Source organism: Nostoc edaphicum CCNP1411, assembly GCF_014023275.1.
GTDB lineage: Bacteria > Cyanobacteriota > Cyanobacteriia > Cyanobacteriales > Nostocaceae > Nostoc > Nostoc edaphicum_A.
Map to the genome: position 1 here is coordinate 6,805,188 of NZ_CP054698.1, position 18,529 is coordinate 6,823,716.

The window sequence follows — 18,529 nt, forward strand, 5'->3', positions numbered from 1 at the left end:
TTTTAAATCTCCAACAATGATGTAGAACGAACAGGGTGATATTGACTGTAATAATCGGAAGCTTGCAGTCCTTGAATTTTCAAATTTTGGACACGGTACAAAAAGGCTGCACCAGTCATAATTTGATTAGCAACATCAACTACACCACGATTATTTGGTTCAGACAGGTAGGAACCACGTACCCAGTCATTGAAACCGCCCATTGCCGGGCCACACCAAATTTGATAATCGACTTCTCTACCTTTTTCACCAGAACTAGACCAGCGAGAAGATAATCCTAAATACCAACGGAAAATCAACGCCATTTTTAGTTTAGGATTATTAACTGCTTTCCCAAGTTTCTCAGGATTCTTTTGGGATAAATAAGCCGCAGTTCCTTCCCATACTTCAGCAATAGTTTTGCGAAAAACTTGTTTTTCTAATTTCTGTCTTTCTGCCAAAGGAATCTCTTCAATGGAATCATAAGCGCGGTAGAGTTCAAATAATTTCTGCGCTCGCATGGGGAACATTGTACCCCGTTTGAGAACTTGCAATTTGACTCCCATTTCAAACATATCTGCTGCTGGGGCCATAATCATATCAGCCATTTCAGCTTGGGCTAGTAACTTTTTGGTATGTTCACAAGCCCCAGATTCAACACATGACTGATTGATTGAGCCAGTCATTATATAAGCAGCACCCATCATAAAGGCTGCTAATGCTGATTGTGGTGTACCAATTCCCCCTGCAACACCGATTCTAATGGGTGTTTGATAATGATATTGGGCTTGAATTTCATCCCGCAAGGCAATAATAGAAGGTAACACACAAACCAGGGGACGATTATCTGTATGTCCTCCAGAATCAGCCTCGACGGTAATATCATCAGCCATCGGAACTTTGGCTGCAAGGGTTGCTTGTAACTCAGTAATTAGCCCTTGTTCAAGAAGTTCTTTAAGTATTCTTGCTGGTGCTGGTTGCAGAAATTTAGTCGCAACTTCTCGGCGAGAAATTTTGGCAATGATTTTATTTTTGATTTCAATTTGATTGGCGTTATTTAATGCCAATCCCGCAACACGGTAATAAACAATGTTGGGGGTCAAGTCGAGAAATGCAGAGGCTTCTACTGTTCTCACTTGGTATTTGAGATATAAATCCACTGCGCGGCGTTCAATCGCAGGTTCGTTGGGGCTGTGGATTAGATTAAATGCGTAGGGCCCTTGAGGTAAGGCTTGTTGAATGCGATTGATGGCTGCTTCCAAACGTTCTGGAGTTAAACCACCTGCACCAAAGGAACTCAAAATTTGCTCTTTTCCAAGTGCAATGACCATTTCTTCGGAGGCAATTCCGCCAGCCATTGCGCCGGTAACGTAGGCATATTTCACTCCATGAGAGGAGAGGAAATTCGGATCTCCAAACTGTTGAATGCGGATTGGTGCTGCAAATGTTAGGAGTTCTACTTGTGCTGTTGTGCCATTATCACCAGGGGATAAATAACCCTCGTTAGTGACACCGATTTTTCCGGCAACTTTCACGATGTAGCAGGGTTTATTTAACACCATCAATTTATCTTTGATGGTTTGTTTCTCAAAAGATACAGTTTCTAAAGAACCTTTCCAAACCTGGTTTTTGTTATGCGACCAAGCGGAGAAGTTAAGACCATTATCGTGTTTACTTAGTACCGTATCTACGGTTGTCACGGTAGTTATCCCTCGGATTACAATTATTAAATAGGGGGAGTGGGGAGTGGGGAATAGGGAATGGGGAAGAAATATTTTCCTTTTATCGGTTCACCTTTCCCCTTACCCAAGGTTATTGACGGTTGAAGTATGTAGACTTATGTCAAGATTCGTCGTTAAGCAAGTTTTGGGCGCAAGCTAGTTGCAATTGAATGATTTCGCTCATTTGCTGACTGTAATCTTGTCTAGCTTGTAAGAAGGCAGTGTGTGCTTTAGTTATCTTTGAATTATTAGCATTGAGCTTTTGATACTGGGTCTTATTTAAATCGAACATGCTGATGATGCTACTAATTTTTTGAGTTCTGACGGGGGGGAAAGAAACAGGAATTGGCTGTCTAATTGCGCTTGACTCAGAAGATTGTAATTGTTCTCTCGGTTGAAAAACGTTATCAATGATATTTTTCGGTTTTACTTCTTCTGGCTGAGGCAAGATGTTAGGGGAATAATTTTCTTCTTGGGTTATTTGGTTGGAAGTGTTAAGAAAATCTGTGATTTCAGATTGTTGGACATTAGGTATCTTTGGATGCTGTATTTTGAAGCGATCGCACTTAATATCCTCAACCAAATTTTCAACAAGTTTACGATTTTCTTCGCTCAAAATTGTAGCAGCGATCGCTTTGCCACCCAAGGTAACTGTTCTCAATGTTGCTTTATTTGAATTAGCAGTGTCTTGAGCTTTGCTATACAGTGGTGATAAATCCACATTCACCTGATGACTGAGTAGTTTTGCTAATGCTTTGACCATCGAAGCATGGTCATCCATTCCTCTACGATTCAGAGAAACTGTGATGTGTTCTTTGTTTCCGAGGATTTTATCAATCCATCGGGAACAGACACTACCCGCGCCCGCTTCTAGAAATATTTTGACCCCATCGCCGTAGACACGATTTACTAATTGCGGAAAATCAAGTTCTTGGCACAATCCTTTGGCGATGTTGTGAGCAATGGTATCTCTTTCGAGTGCAACTGGTTGATAATCGGCGGCAGAATAAAACACAATCCCAGGAAGATTTTGTGATGGTAAGCTGTTTACCTTCTTGATTTCCTCGTACTGCGATCGCATCGCTTCACAATGTATCACATGGTCGAAGGGAGCAGGGAAAGAATTACAACCTAAAGTTGCAATCACTCGCTTACAGGCTGCATCCTCACCAGCAATTAATACTTCTTCTGGCGTGTTGATTTGAGTTAAGTAGACGTGATTCTCATGTTTCAGGCATTCTCTAACTTGCGATGGAGTAGCCATGAGAACATAGGTATTCCAAAAATTGTTGTTTGGTGAATCTGTTAATCCCCAATATTCACGCACAGCATTTTTAGGGCCAGATAACTTATCGCCAAATAAAGGTGATGAGTTTAAGGTGTTACTTCCACCTTCAAAATCACTCCAAACTCCTTGGGCAACCATCATACTAGTTTCACCCAAACTATACCCAAATACAGATTGCGGCTTGACTTTAAAATCATCTCGGAAAATTGCTGTCATATATCTAGCAAAGGCGATTTCGCTTTCAAACATTGCTAGTGAATCATCTAACAATTGCTTTTCGAGAGTTTCTAGTTGCCTGGTTATCAATTTAGGTAAGCTTCTGGGATAAACCAATTTTTCAACATCGGCAGCCCGGTTGTAAAGATTATTACTTTTTAAGTCCTCGAAGACTTTAGGAAATAAGCGAAAAACAGTCCGACCAATTCCAATATAAGAATTGACTGCTGCGGGATAAACGTAAGCAACTGCTCCGGTTTTACCCAATGGTTTCGCTGTGAAATAACTTCCTATTGGTGTTTGCCAATCTGTGCCATTTTCAAAAGCATTATTTACACCTTTACGGGCAGATTCAATTTCTTTGAGTAGTTCTTTTGTGTTACGTCCTGCGATTGATAAGACGTATTTTGCATCAGATTGCTGCTCAAAGGTAGCAAATGTCTCGCTGGCGGTAGCTGATAAAGAAGAACTAGCTTCGATGGATTTTTGGAGATGGTTTAGGATATCGGGTATAGTAGAGCGATCGCTAACTGCGATAGGAAACAGATGAAAAGGCATTTGTTGCAAATATCTGTTGTCGCGCTCCTCTTGGCTGGGTTCCTCCGATAGGATTAAATGGGCGTAACTGCCATCTATACCCATGCTGTTAATTGCTGCTATTCTGCGTGTGCCGCCTTTATCGACAAACCAAGGTCTTGATTCCATTGCCACATAGAAAGGGCTACCTTCCCATACTTGCGGTGTTTTGACACCAGACCATTTGGGTGTGGCGGGAATATACCTGTAATAAAGACAGAGAGCAGTTTTGATTAAGCTAGCAATTCCCGATGCTGTATAGGTGTGGCCGATATTGGCTTTGACGCTTCCCAATGCACAGTGCAAACCATTGCCCACTTTCGGATAAGCTTGCAGTAAACCTGTGATTTCGGCTTCATCCTCCTGGGGAACGCCGCTACCGAAGACTTCTACATAGTTAACCTCTGTGGGTTGAATCTCAGCCATCTGGAAAGCTTGTTTGCAGACATCACTGATAGCTGAAGCATCAGGTTTTACCAAAGCGTCACTCAAAGTAGAATTACCTTGTGCGAAACTCATAGCATCAATTACTGCATAGATGCGTTCATTATCTTCCTTAGCAGCTTCGTAGCGCTTGAGGACGACAGCACCAGCACCTTCACCAACCGTCCAGCCATTAGCTTGTTGGTCATAACCCAAGGTATTTACACCCGTATTAATTGGGGCAAATTGGCTGCGGAACAAGACATTTTCCACACCACCGGCTAAATCTACCGCACCCACAACGACTGCATCAACTTCACCCGTAGCGAGTAGCATTTGTGCAATTTCCAACGCTTTGAGGGCAGAATTTTCGCCAGCGCTGACGGTGAATGCAGGGCCAGTGAAATTCCATAAAGCAGAAATCCGACTTGCCATGATGTTGGCGATGTGACTCACATATTCGCCGATTTCTACTGGTTGGTGAATGCTATCTTTGACAATGGTTTCCAGTTGGGAAAGCTGTTCAGCAGGTAGAGAAATTCCTTGGTTTAATAAGCCGTCTTTAACTTGCCAAGATAGATTCCATCTTTGCTGTAGCTGATGCACAGAGAATTCTGTTTCGGCGGCGACAATCACTGCGACATTGCCACCTTCCTGTAGTTTCGCATCTTTGACGGCGCGATCGCTAACTTTCAGAAGCAACAATTGTTGTGGGTTTAATTTCTCTATCTCATTCGGTGGGATTTTGCACGATAAAGTATCTATTTCAAAATCCTTGATGTATGCCCCAACTGGTGCTTTCCCGTCTGTTAAACCGTACTCTTTCAGGACACTTTCTTGATTTTCTATACCATGCCATCTTTGAGGCGGTAAGGAAGTAAAATGCTGTGTTCCATCATAAATGCTGCGTTCAAAAGCATCTAAACCATTGCAGTTACCAAAAAAGGCATCCATGCCGACAATGGCAACTTTGGTAGGTGGAACAGGTGGAGTTGATTCAACTGATTCTGCTGTATTTCCTTGTTCTAAAATCAGATGAGAATTAGTGCCGCCAAATCCAAAAGCGCTAATAGCTGCCCGTTTAATTGGTGCGTTATTATTAGGCCATGCCGTAGCTGTTCTAACAATTTTGTCGGCAGAAATTGTACCTTTTTCTGATGTTAAAGGTTCCGAAACATTCATGGTTGCTGGAATTACACCATGAGACATACTCAAAATCACTTTAGTCAAGCCAACCATGCCAGCAGCAGTTAGCAAGTGACCAGTATTGGCCTTAGCAGAACCCACCAGAGGCGCAGCTTGATGTTGACCAAAAAATGTTTCGATGGAGTTGAATTCGGTTGTATCTCCTAGTAATGTGCCAGTAGCGTGACACTCTAGATAATCGATGCTTTTTGGACTAAAATTTGCTTCCTTGTAGGCTCGTTCAAAAGCTAGGACTTGTCCTTTAGGATTCGGACTTAGTAAGTGCTTACCTTTGCCATCATTCGAGAGTCCATTGCCGCAGATAGTGGCAAGAATATTATCACCATCTCTGACAGCATCAGAATATCTCTTTAGCATTACCATCCCAACACCATCGGCAGGAATTAGCCCTCTAGATGACTTATCTAAGGGGCGGCTGATGCCGTTTTCTGCATACCCTTGAACACCGGAAAATAACATCCTCACGAATAGCGAATCTGCACAACTGATAGCACCAGCTAACATGACATCAGCTTTGTGTGACCATAAGTAATGAGATGCTAGTTTAATTGCATAAAATGATGAAGAACAAGCAGCATCCAGACATAAATTAATCTGGGATAGAGATAAAGCTTGAGCAACTATAGATGCTGGTAAACCAGATATCATCGCATTGTATAAAGACGCTTTAGTTGCACTTGGTAAAGCAGCTAAATCAAAGTCTTCATCCTGTAAAAGTTCTCTGATAGCAGGATTAATAGCTTGCTGGTAAATTGGAGAAAATAATTGATTAGATAATTTTGTCGGGAATGACAAATTACCTAAAATCACGCCACATTTTGCTAGAACAGTTTGATTACCCCAATAACCACTTTGTTCGATTGCTTGTTTAGCGGCATATAATGACCATTTGAAGGTGTTATCTAAGCCATCAACAAATTCTGATGGTAGATTGTATTCAGACGGATTAAACTGGAAATTGCGGATGTATCCGCCTTTGAGGGAATAAGTTTTGTCTGGTGTACCTTTGACTGGATTATGAAAGATTGTCGGATCTACTCCGATTTCTTCGACGGTTGCAGAGGATGTCGAATCTTTTTGATTAACGATGTTTTGCCAGTATTCTTCAGGATTTTTAGCATCGGGGAATAGGCATGACAATGCGATGATGGCTATTTTTTCCACGATTTATATGCTCCGAGTTTGGGTATTTAGCAAGAGATAATTAAAAGGCAGGATTTACGCTGTTCCCCAAACTTTGAACGAGACAAATTATAGCAATCCTAAGATTTTGATAGTTTGTAGTAAGCACTTTAGTGCTTATATTAAGAAGGACTAAAGTCCTTACTACAAACTTTGAATTTGAGAGATTACTAGCTTCTGAGCATTTTCATTGACCAAATAATGGCATGAGCGCCGAGCATTCGTGAATAGATTTTACCTTGGCGATCGTGTATGATGAAGTTTGCGATCGCACTACTTGGTGTCTTAGCTAGTACTTCACAAGAAACGTAAAATGTTTCGTTATGTGGTATCGCTTCAAATTGTTCAAATTTTTCTACTTTTCCAGGTAAACAACCTTCTTCATGAAAGTGTTGTGTCCAAACCCATAAGGCGTGCATACTCAAGTCAGTTGTGTAAGGATTAACCCATTGGACAGGGAATTGTCCTTGTTGCTGTGCGCTGAGTTCTGGCCACAGACATTCTGTAGTAATTTTTTCAGGACTGATGTTTAAAACTCTTTTGATTTCTTGAAAACCTGGCCCGTGAAATAATGTAGCCCCACCATTTTGGTAAAAATCTTTTCCTGTAGCGGTGATGATATTATCTTCTTCGAGATTGAGAGATTCATAAGTGGGTACATCTGGGATTTCTCGCTGGAGATTGAGTTGAGCGCTAAAATGAAACTGGATTCTACCTTGTGGGTTTTTACTCGAAATTTTGGCTTTAAGTTCGATTCTTTCAAGATTAACTTTAGAAATCTCTTCTATTTCTAAAAGATGTTCCTTCGCTAATGTTTCATTGAAAGTAATCCCTTTTAAAACTTTGAAATCTTGGTAATTGAACAATCTGTAACCTGGATATAATTGTTCACAGGCATTGATAATCCAGGTCATTGCACAAGTTGCGGGTAAAACTGGAGAACCAGCAATCGTATGATCGTGTAAAAATGGATTAGCCTCCAATGTCATTTGGCGACGGATACGATAGGTTCGTAGTTCTGAATCTAACTCCGCCGCCAGGGGAACGAGTGGACTACCAATAACAACTTGTGCAGTTGCATGATTGGAATTATCCATTTCCTTAACGAGCATTTGTGCCCCAACTGCAATGGGAATTATTTCAATTTTTCGCTCTTGAAAAATCTTCTTTAATTCTGCTGTCACCATCCCACTGTCCCAAGCGCCCCAGTTGATAGCGACTACATGACACGAGGGATAACTTTGCTTAAATATATGGGCTGATTTGTTCAGAATTTCATTTGCGATCGCATAATCAGATTGTCCGGGATTTCCGTAAAATCCTGTTACGGAAGAAAACAAAACTAAATGCTGAAGTTGATTAGGGTTGACGCAAGTTAGCAGGTTTTCTAAACCTTGAACTTTGGCGGTGTAAACTTTTTCAAAATCCTCTTCTGTTTTCTTTTCAATTAACTTATCAGCTAAGTTTCCCGCGCCGTGAATGATTCCGGTAATTGGTCCGAGATGTTGCACAGCAGTGGCAAGTTTTTCTTGTAAAGCTGGCGTATCTGTAACATCAACGCTGATATATTCTGCTTTCGCTCCGGTTTTTTCAATTGCTGCTAGAGTCTTTTTAATCTCGCGGCTGGAGGTAATTTTGTTATATATTTTTTGCACATTCATGGGTGTGGGCTTCTCTCCTTGAGAAAGAAGATTTTCCATGATGCATTTTTTCAATGCGGAGTCATCAGAATTTTGAGCATAATCTGGCTCGGTTTCTAATAGTTCAGAGCGACCGAGGAGGATGAATTTGCAAGGTTGCTGTTGGGCTAATCTGATAGTACACTCAGCCGTAATCCCTTTTGCACCGCCACTTACTACAAAGACAGATGATGGACTAAGCTGGGCTGTTTGTGTCATAAATCCTCGTGAATACCTGCATAAATTGGGTTTGATGTGTAACTTATTTTGAAACCCCCTCTCCAAACCTCTCCCTCACAGGGAGAGAGGCTTTGATTCTTACTCCCCTTCCCTTGTAGGGAAGGGGTTGGGGGTTAGGTTCGAGAGAAAGTTGCACACAACATTAATCAACTTTTTAATCGGCAATAATGGTGACTCGTCCTTGTGAGCCGTAGCCAACTTCACTTATATAAAGGTTGGGGTCGTGAAGTTCGGCGATGATATTTTGTACTGATTGTTTAGCATCAAGTCTGGGGCTTAAATCGATCGCACGAGTAAATACTTTTGGCCATTCCCATCTCAAAGTTTTGGTTAATCCAAACAAACCAGCACCGATCGCACCGAAGTTGACTTTGTACTCTAAACCGAAGGCTCCATCAAGATGAGCAACTGTGCAGAAACAACTACGTCCATGTTTTGCGGCTTCGTTTAGAGAGGGTTTGAGGTGTTTCGCCATCAAAAATACGTGCTTGACGATCGCCTTTTCTGATTCGTTATAAGAAATACTTCCGGTGTGATTTCCTACAAACATCGGATGTAGATGGATAAAGGCCCCAATCGTTCCGCAGTGGGATGCGATCGCTTGCAATTGTTGTTGAAGATGTTCTTCACTTAAGTTTGCTAAGGTAACGCGGGTTACTCCTGTAGGTAAGGGCGCTTGTTGGGCGATGAGCGATTGGGGGAAGCTGATAACTACTACTTTCCAGCCTTTCTCGATTAGGGATTCAGTTAATTTATAGGTGGTGAGGGAACCATCATCGGTGATTAAACCGATGTGTCCCTCTGGTAACGTGAAATCCAAATAATCAGGCTGTGGTAAGCTTCTGAGTTTGACCGGATGGCGCTGGATAGTATGCTCTAATTCCGGTGGTTGTTGGACAAACTCAGGTTCAGACTTTTTTTTTTCACCTCCAGCCAACTGCTGTAGGTAATCGACTATTTGACCGATAGTGCGGAGATCGCCGAGTTCTTCGATATTTGGTTTGGGTAAGTTGGGGTACGTTTCTTGCATCGCCCCTAAGATTTCTACCCGTTTAATCGAGTCAATCCCCAAGTCGGCTTCCATGTCCATTTCCAGTTCCAGCATCTCGACTGGATAACCAGTTTTATCGCTGGTGATGGCTAACAGGGTTTCACCTAAGTTTGCAAATTCATCACTTGTAGCTGCTTCTGGTTCTGGGGTGAATGCGACAACTACGCTTGGTTCCGGTGCAATGACTACCTCAACTACTGGTGCAGCCTCTACTGGAATCTCGGTTGCTGGTTGTACTTCGTGAACTGCAATTTCTACCGAAACACCTTTGGAAGCGTGGGATTGCAGATACTCGACAACTTGACCAATGGTGCGTTTTTCTGACAGTTCTTCTAAATTGGGTTTGGGTAGGCTGGGGTACATTTCCTGTAGCGCCCCTAAGATTTCCACCCGTTTGATGGAGTCAATTCCTAAATCCGCCTCCATATCCATGTCCATTTCCAGCATTTCGACTGGGTAGCCGGTCTTGTCGCTGGTGATGGCTAAGAGGTTTTTATCCAAGTCAACAATATCGATAGTTGCGTTAGATACAGGTGCAGCAGTTGTGGGTGCTGGTTCTGCAACAACTTCCTTGACTGGAGGTGAGCTAATTTTAACTACAACCTCAGCTTGAGGTTCTTCTACTACTGGGACAGGTGGCGCGACTACAGGCTCTACTGTCTCGACAGTTGCGAAATGCGGTGTGGGTAGTAGAGACGCGATCGCTCGTGTCTCTGGGGATATAGGAGTTTCAACTACAGGCTCTACAGCAGCCGGCAGAGGTGCTTGGGTAACATTTAAGCCATTTTTAGCTACAGGCCCAGTTACAGGCAAAGGCTGGCTTTCTACTATCTTGGTAGTGGCGGGTACTGGTGCTTCTGTGGTGAACGGAGTGAAATTGCTGAGTTTCTCTGTTAGTTGAGTTGCTCCCTCACCAGAGATGATTTGAGAATACTCTTGCTGGATGAGTTGGAAAAAGCTCTTAGTATATTCCAACTGCTCTTGGAGATATTGCTCATGGATGCGTAGAGTTTCACCTTGTTGGGAATGAAACTGCATCATGCTACGCTCTAGGCTTTCCATGACAACGAGCTTCATTTTAGCAGTTTCGGCTGTTGATTTACTTTCACTCAACAAGGAATTCTGCTGCTGCATCAGTTGGAAAAACGCTTTAGCGTATTCCATTTGATGATTGAGATAAGTACCGTGAACTTGTAAATTCTCGGCTTGATTTTCCTGGAACTGTGTCAGGAGATATTCTAAACTTGCTAAAAGTTGTTCGTAATTTGTAAGTTTTTCTGGTGTTGGTTGCATCTTAGATTCCTGGGCTGGTCGTGACAGGGTAACAGAATTCATCTGTTGCTCTGGCTGGGTGATGATACTAGCAGTCACACCGTTCATTGCTGGGGTAAGTTTTTTATGTCCGTTAGTCTCTATCACTGCTACAGATGGAGTTACACCGGGGCTACTAAATAAAGGAGCCACAGTTTCAGAAGATTCAGGGGTGGGTAATGTAACTTTGTGCCCATCCTGCAAAGCTAGAGCGAAGGCATTTTTCGTTTTTTCGGATCTGTAGTTTATCCCGTTTAAACGGACATTTAATGTCTTCTTCGTCTCAATTGGGGGGATGGTTTGGGGAAGTTGGTAAGGATCGAGGTTATTCAAAGCCAAGCCAATTACCCGTAACTGCACAACTGCTTCCCGCAAAGAGCGATCGCTATTCTTTTGAGTGCTAGGATTCAAAGATACGGTAATGTGTGGGCGATCGCCAAGAATCTCTTTCACCAAGTTGCTAAGAATTCTCCTCGGCCCAAATTCCACAAAGCAAGTACCACCCGCCGCATAGATATTTTCAATTTCCTGTTTAAACAGCACTGAGTTTGAAAGGTGCGTTTCCAGAATCTTTTGAATACCTTGGGCTTCCTTGGGATACTGCTTACTGGTAACGTTGCTGTAAACAGGGATTTTGGGACTTTGGAATTTGACAGACTTGGTAGCGATCGCAAATGATTTTTGAGCAAAGGCAATTAACGGTGTATGGAACGCTGCGGAAACAGGTAACAATACAGCCGTATATCCTTTGTCGTGTAAAATCTCTCTGACTTTCGCTATTTCTGCGGTCGGCCCAGCCAAGACAAATTGAGTGGGAGAATTTTGATTTGCGATCGCAACTTGCGGAAAATGTCTGATTACTGCTTCAACTTTGCTGATGTCTTCTTTGACAGCCAACATACTACCCGCATCATGATCCGGATCTTCGGGTGCAGCCATTGCTTGACCCCTAGCTTTCACTAGAAACAAGTAATCTTCGGTACTCAGAACTCCCGCAGCCCACAAAGCTGTTAGTTCACCAAAGCTATGACCGGCAACAAAATCTGACTTAAATCCAGCTTGTTGCAGTATGCTGTACATCCCTGCACTCAATACCCCGATGGCTGGTTGAGCGTATTCTGTACGTTGTAAGGCAGCAATTTGGACATTTTTTTCTGCTTCCTCAAACACAGGATGAGGAAAAACAATTTCTGAAAGCGGCTGCAAATTATCTTTGAGCAACAGGCTATCCATATAACCATGAAGACGGCGCATCAAAGGGAAATTCATTACCAGTTCGCGTCCCATCTCCAAGTATTGCGAACCTTGTCCAGAAAATAGAGAGACAACTTTTCCGCCCAATTCCATACCAGAGGAACGGTAATAAATCCCTTGGGGATGCTCCCAAGATGCTGCTGAACCTTTGAGTTTCAGCCAGTCAATGCTAGTTTGCAGGAACTTACAAGCTTCTTCGAGATTTTCAGCGACAAACCCAAATCGGGGAGCAGAGAGGGGAATTTGTTGTGATTTGCACTCATTGACTAATTGTGAGTAGTGTGTAGGTGCTTCAGGCGATCGCAACTTACCTAAAATCTCTTCCGATTTGCTCAACAATTGCTCTACTGTAGGAGCAAACAACAGCACTTCACTAACATCACTATGTAAGCGGTAAGCGGCGTTTTGGTCAGCTTCATATTCTTCCAAAACAACGTGATAGTTGGTTCCGCCAAACCCGAAAGAACTGACACCCGCACGTCTTGGTGCTTCCCCTTCTGGACGAATCCAAGGTCTGGTTTGGGTATTCAAATAAAAGGATGAATTTTTAATGTTGAGTTTGGGATTCGGCTCGGTAATGTTAATTGTCGGCGGTAATACTTTGTGATGTAAAGCCAAAGCAGTTTTAATTAAACTCGCCGCACCCGCAGCCGCTTTTGTGTGTCCGATTTGTGATTTCACACTACCCAAAGCGATGTGCTGCTTTTTGTCATCATGAACATCAAAGAAGTCTTTTAAAGAACCGAATTCTGTCGGATCTCCAGCCATTGTACCAGTGCCATGTGCTTCCATCAAACCAACAGTAGCAGGAGAGAAGCCGGCATCTTCATAAGCGCGTTCTAAGGCTTTAACTTGACCTTCTTTGCGGGGAGCATAAATGCTCTTGTAACGCCCATCGCTGGAAGTACCAATACCTTTAATTACGGCATATATTTTATCGTTGTCCCGTTCAGCATCTTCTAACCGTTTGAGGACAATCATTCCAATACCTTCACCCAGCATCATCCCATCAGATTTAGCATCGAAAGGTTTGACATTTTCACTAGGAGAAACCGCCGGTGTTTTGCTGAAGGATATGTAAGCCATGATGGTGTTATCGGTATCAACACCACCAGTCAGCATCATGTCAGAACGATGCTCAACTAGTTCGCTAATCGCCATTTTCAAAGCACCGAAGGAACTAGCGCAAGCAGCATCAACTACACAATTCATCCCGCCAAAGTTCAGGCGATTGGCAATTCGTCCAGCGACTACGTTAGCTAACATTCCAGGGAAAGCGTTCTCATCCCATTTCACGTAAGCGCTTTTGATTTTATCGACGATTTTTTTGGTATCTTCATCGGATAAACCACTACTTTTAAGTGCTTTTTCCCAAATCGGATATTCCAACCTGGCAGAAAGTGGCATTCCTAATTGCTTGGCCATAGCCACGCCTAAGATTACACCAACAGTCTCGCGGCTAAACTCGCGTTTTTCACCATAACCTGCATCTTCCATCGCTTCTTTCGCAACCACTAAACTTAATAGTTGCGATACATCTGTGACTTCTAAAATGCTGGGTGGTATGCCGAATTCCATCGGGTTAAAATCTACCTCTGGAAGAAAACCACCTCTTTTACAGTAGGTTTTATCTTCAGTAGTTCTGGGATTTGGATCGTAATAATCTTCAACACTCCAATGAGTGGAAGGAACATCAGTAATACAGTCAATTTTGTTTACAATATTTTGCCAGTATTCCCGCAAATTTCTAGCTTTAGGTAATAGAGAAGCCATCCCAACAATGGCGATAGGATTGTGTTGTAATTGTCTGTTAATTTTGTTGATTGACACTGATTTATCCGATTTCATTTTTTTTCCCTCGATAGACTTAATCACAGCCTGTTCACAATTATTTATCAGGCTCTCTAACTCCGTTAAGGCAGTATCAATTGAATAAGCAGACATAGGGCATAGTTAGTACTGTGAATTGTGTAGCTACAGTAATTTCTGTTGCCTACTAAATAATGAAAAACTCTCGTTTTGTAAGCAGTTAGCTATCCTATCTCCGCTAAATGCTTGTTTACAAATCGACACCACACGACACATACTGCCAGGGAAAAGCCTGATGTTTCCAAGCGGCTTTGGCACACTGCGTAGGCGTAGCCCGTCGTAGACATCGCACAAAAATGTTATCCAACGCTAGACTCTTGAAATTGTGGCAATAGGTCAAAGACGTTGTTAAAACTGGTAAAATAGTCTTGGAGTGTAATAGCTGCTTGACCAGTGAATTTAATCCATTTGTAATGGTAAAGATTTTGAGTAATGGTATCCTACTGGAGTGATGGGAACTGAGGAGTAGCTAAGAGAACAGAAACGTTTTTTCACCCAAAAGCATTTGATTATCTAGGCTAATCACAGCAACATAGCTGTTGTTAATGACAACGTTCTGTATCTTGTTCAATGTCATAGCCAGTTTCAACGTCCGGGATAATATATTTTATGCTATTTTAACCAGGAAAGTTGACAAGCTTGTTACACAAAAGACACCACCTTTAATCCGAGTTTATGTAACTTGAACAAGTAATGAAACGGTCACAAGGCAATGACAAAGCAGTTATCTTTAGTTATTTTTAATTTAAAAATATCAATTTAATAACTAGTTTGTCTAACCACTTTAAAGCATTGAATTAATAAAAACACTAGCATACTTTACAGAAACCAAATCATTTCTTTAAAGTTATTTTATAAACAAACATCCACAATTACTGATGTTAATTTGAATAAAATTAAGCAAAAAAGTATAATTTACGACTCTATAAATGTATGAGAAATTTTGTTATCTACGGGTTAGCCATAAGTTTGTGCTGAATTAAGTTAACAATGAAAATCTGTTGTCTAGTAAGTCACAATTGAATGAATACATAGATAAATTCAATAGCCATAAGTATGTTTTCTCAGAGAAACATCATAATTTAGTCAAAGTTCTTGGTCATTTTTCAATATAAGTCAAGTTAAAAAGCAAAGTGGTTATTTATAAAGCAAATATTAATTTTTAGTATGTTGCCTAATAAACATAATATGGGTGAAGTAGTCTTTAGTAAAAAGTTGAGTAGGGGCAATTCATGAATTGCCCCTACTGGGAATCGCTATAAGAGGTAGTTTGAAAAGTACTTGGCTGTGATTTTAGGCACTTATTGATCCCCCCTAACCCTCCTTAAAAAGGGGGAAACTGGAATCAAAGTCCCCCTTTTTAAGGGGGATTAGGGGGATCTAAAAGGATTTGATACATCATTAAGAATTTTTCAAACATCCTCTAAGAATGTCTTATAATACACAACCTTACTAATAATAATCTGTTAGTAATATCAAATCTGCTTAATAACTAACTATCTGTTGGTATTCAATTGCTAGACAAAGGATTAGTGACAAGTAACTTTTTTCAGCATCTAATCTTACTGTGATGAAATAATTTAGTGATAGAATCAGGATTTATGCAAAGTTATTTGGTTGACAAAAATCAAATTTTGCGCCATACTTAATGACAAGTTTATCCAATTTTGAGTTCATTTTTATTAGCGCTTCGTTGTTCTTGAGAGTTAAGTTTTCTGGTTAGCGCTATTGTATTTTACGCTACTGGATTAGATATCAAATTAGGATATAACTTAGGAAGCTTTGAAGTAACACGCCATTAATTTTCACGCCACAATAGTAACTTTGGGCGGTAGAAGCGTAGAACAATTCATATAAAACCAATTTAGATCCATCCACATTATTAAGGTAGAAACCCTAGAGGCAAAATCCTCTTGGTAATTTGCGGATGAGTCTATATCTAATCGACTAAATATAACCAGGCTATCTCCTAAAAAAGCAGAATTGGAATGAAAATATGGCAGTAAATAAAGAAAGCCGATTATTCACAAAACCCGTAGGTAGATCGCAAATAATTTTAGCAGCTTCTCTAACTCTAGCGGCTGGATTAATCGCTTTTTATAGTTTGGTACCGTTTTGGTCTAAACCTAAAGTTGAGACAGCGCCAGCGAATCCTCCAAAAGCTGCTACGCCTGCGAAAGTTGCTGTGACAGCCTTGGGACGTTTGGAGCCAGAAGGCCAAGTTACTTCTTTGACTGCTCCTGCTTCTAATAATGGGGTACGAGTAGACAGACTATTAGTAAAAGAAGGAGATACGGTTAAAGCAGGGCAATTATTGGCGTATCTAGAAAATTATGGTCGTTCTAGAACCGCATTGCAACAGGCTTTAGACCAACTGCAAGTTGCCAAAGCTAAACTAGCGCAGGTGAAATCTGGAGCGAAAACCGGAGATATCGATGCTCAAAAGGCTGCGATCGCACGTTTAGAGCCACAATATAAAGGGGACGTTGCTACCCAAGAGGCGACAATTGCCCGCATCCAGGCGGAAGTAGACAATGCTCAAGCTGAAAACGATCGCTATCAGCAATTATATAGACAAGGTGCGATCGCGGCTTCAATAGCAGATAGCAAAGCTTTGCAACTAAAGACTACCCAACAGCAGCTAGCAGAAGCTCAAGCCACCCTCAAGCGAACTCAAGACACATTCCAAGAACAACTCAAGCAAGCACAAGCACAACTCACCAGTATTAGCGAAGTGCGTAGTGTAGATGTTCAAGTCGCACAAACCGAAGTCAACAGTGCAACAACATCTGTTCAACAAGCAAAAGCCGACTTGGATTTAAGTTATATAAAATCTCCCATAAATGGCAAAGTTTTGAAAATTCACGCCAAAACTGGAGAAGTAATCAACACCAACACCGGATTTGCTGAAATAGGTAAGACATCTCAAATGTATGTGATTGCAGAGGTGTATCAAACCGATGTTCAAAAAGTGCGTGTAGGACAAAAAGCCACCATTAACAGCACTGCATTTAATGGAACATTAAAAGGAACTGTCAAAGAAATTGGTTGGCAAGTTGATAAACAAAGTATCTTCAGTCTCAACCCTGGTTCAGATACAGACCGCCGAATAATTGAAGTGAAAATCTCCATCGATAATCCCGCAGATAGTGAGCGGGTGGCTCGTTTAACCAACTTACAGGTAGATGTCGCCATTCAGATTTAGTAATTGGTCATTAGGCATTGAACATTAGTCATTTGCAAATGACAAATGACAAATGACAAATGACAAATAAAAAATGACAAATGACAAATAAATCCATGATTTTCAAAATTCCTTTAGCATGGCTACAGCTAGCCCAGCAAAAAGTTCGTTTACTAGTAGCTGTAGCCGGAATTGGTTTTATTGTGCTGCTAATGTTTGTGCAACTTGGTTTTCAAGATGCCCTTTATTCCAGTGCAACTGCTGTACATCAAAATCTCAAGGGAGATTTATTTTTAGTTAGTTCGCAATATAAATCTTTGACCTCAAATCAAAGTTTTTCGCGGACTCGTTTGTATCAATCTCTGGGGTTTAATGGCGTAGAGTCAGTTAGCCCCATGTATTTGCAATTTGCCAAACTAAAAAATCCGGCAACTGGTGAGAAATATTCAATATACGTTATTGGTTTCGATCCAGGTAGACCTGTGATGAATATCCCAGAAGTTGAAAAAAATTTAGATAAACTCAAAACTCCCGATGTCATGCTTTTTGACCGGGGTTCTCGCCCAGAATTTGGCCCAATAGCTGAAAAATTTAATGCGGGAGAGACTGCACAGACAATTGAAATATTTCCCTTCAATTCATTAATTGGTTATCGGGTTAGAATCGGTGGCTTATTCACATTAGGGCCTTCCTTTGGGGTAGATGGAAATTTACTCGTTAGTGATTCAACTTTCTTGAGGATAAATCCTAATACTCGTCCGGCAGATATGATTGATGTCGGTTTGATTTCCCTCAAACCTGGTACTAATGCAGAAACAGTACTAAAAAATTTGCAAGCAAGTTTGCCTAATGATGTCCAAGTTTTTACCCGCCAAGGCTTCATTGATTTTGAGAAACAATACTGGGCTGTCAGAACACCCATTGGTTTTATTCTTAACTTGATGTTGACAATGGCTGCGGTTGTTGGGGTGGTTATTGTTTATCAAATTCTTTACAGCAATATTGCTACACAGTTCGTTGCTTACGCCACTTTAAAAGCCATCGGTTATGCCAATAGCTATTTATTAAATGTGGTATTTCAACAAGCTTTGATTTTAGCAATTTTAGGTTATATCCCAGGATTTATTACTTCTGTTTTGTTATATAGCTTTGCAGCAGAAGCAACTAAACTACCAATAATGATGACCACTAATAATGCAGTGATTGTCTTAACTTCAACAGTTTTAATGTGCATAACATCAGGAGCGCTTGCGATCAACAAACTCCGCTCCGCAGATCCGGGAGATATTTTCTAACCAAAACAACTTGCTCAGAACAACTTGTTAAAGATAAGCAAGTTCGTAGTAAGGA

The 18,529-nt window shown here is 41.3% G+C and carries 6 protein-coding genes and 1 pseudogene; 2 read left to right on the forward strand and 5 right to left on the reverse strand.

The features are described 5' to 3' along the window. Positions 1–2: 2 nt before the first annotated feature. The 5 genes and pseudogenes from HUN01_RS31565 to HUN01_RS35775 form a co-directional block, all read right to left on the reverse strand. A complete protein-coding gene (locus tag HUN01_RS31565; RefSeq protein WP_181929468.1) occupies positions 3–1,679 on the reverse strand; it encodes a PfaD family polyunsaturated fatty acid/polyketide biosynthesis protein in 1,677 nt (558 codons plus the stop codon). A gap of 142 nt (positions 1,680–1,821) precedes the next feature. Next, positions 1,822–6,573, reverse strand: coding sequence for a PfaB family protein (locus HUN01_RS31570; RefSeq protein WP_181929469.1), 4,752 nt, complete (start codon positions 6,571–6,573; stop codon positions 1,822–1,824). Positions 6,574–6,761: 188 nt separating this feature from the next. Further along, a complete protein-coding gene (locus HUN01_RS31575) occupies positions 6,762–8,489 on the reverse strand; it encodes an SDR family NAD(P)-dependent oxidoreductase (protein WP_181929470.1) in 1,728 nt (575 codons plus the stop codon). A 175-nt stretch (positions 8,490–8,664) separates the two neighbouring features. Beyond that, on the reverse strand, positions 8,665–14,070 hold the full coding sequence (locus HUN01_RS31580) for a type I polyketide synthase (RefSeq protein WP_181929471.1): 5,406 nt from the start codon (positions 14,068–14,070) through the stop codon (positions 8,665–8,667). 224 nt (positions 14,071–14,294) lie between these two features. Further along, positions 14,295–14,572 (reverse strand): annotated as a pseudogene (locus tag HUN01_RS35775) (hypothetical protein). Between the two features lie 1,419 nt (positions 14,573–15,991). Between HUN01_RS35775 and HUN01_RS31585 the strand changes: the two are divergent. Both HUN01_RS31585 and devC read left to right on the forward strand, forming a co-directional pair. Further along, positions 15,992–17,200: an ABC exporter membrane fusion protein gene (locus tag HUN01_RS31585; protein WP_181929472.1), complete on the forward strand. Its 1,209-nt coding sequence runs from the start codon at positions 15,992–15,994 to the stop codon at positions 17,198–17,200. A gap of 95 nt (positions 17,201–17,295) precedes the next feature. Then, positions 17,296–18,474, forward strand: a complete 1,179-nt coding sequence (gene devC, locus HUN01_RS31590; protein WP_181932900.1) for an ABC transporter permease DevC — start codon at positions 17,296–17,298, stop codon at positions 18,472–18,474. Positions 18,475–18,529 lie beyond the last annotated feature (55 nt).

Excerpts from the sequence above, each read along its gene's own strand:
- devC (WP_181932900.1), top strand. The coding sequence starts at position 17,296 with ATGATTTTCAAAATTCCTTTAGCATGGCTACAGCTAGCCCAGCAAAAA.
- HUN01_RS31585 (WP_181929472.1), top strand. The coding sequence starts at position 15,992 with ATGGCAGTAAATAAAGAAAGCCGATTATTCACAAAACCCGTAGGTAGA.
- HUN01_RS31580 (WP_181929471.1), bottom strand. The coding sequence starts at position 14,070 with ATGTCTGCTTATTCAATTGATACTGCCTTAACGGAGTTAGAGAGCCTG.
- HUN01_RS31575 (WP_181929470.1), bottom strand. The coding sequence starts at position 8,489 with ATGACACAAACAGCCCAGCTTAGTCCATCATCTGTCTTTGTAGTAAGT.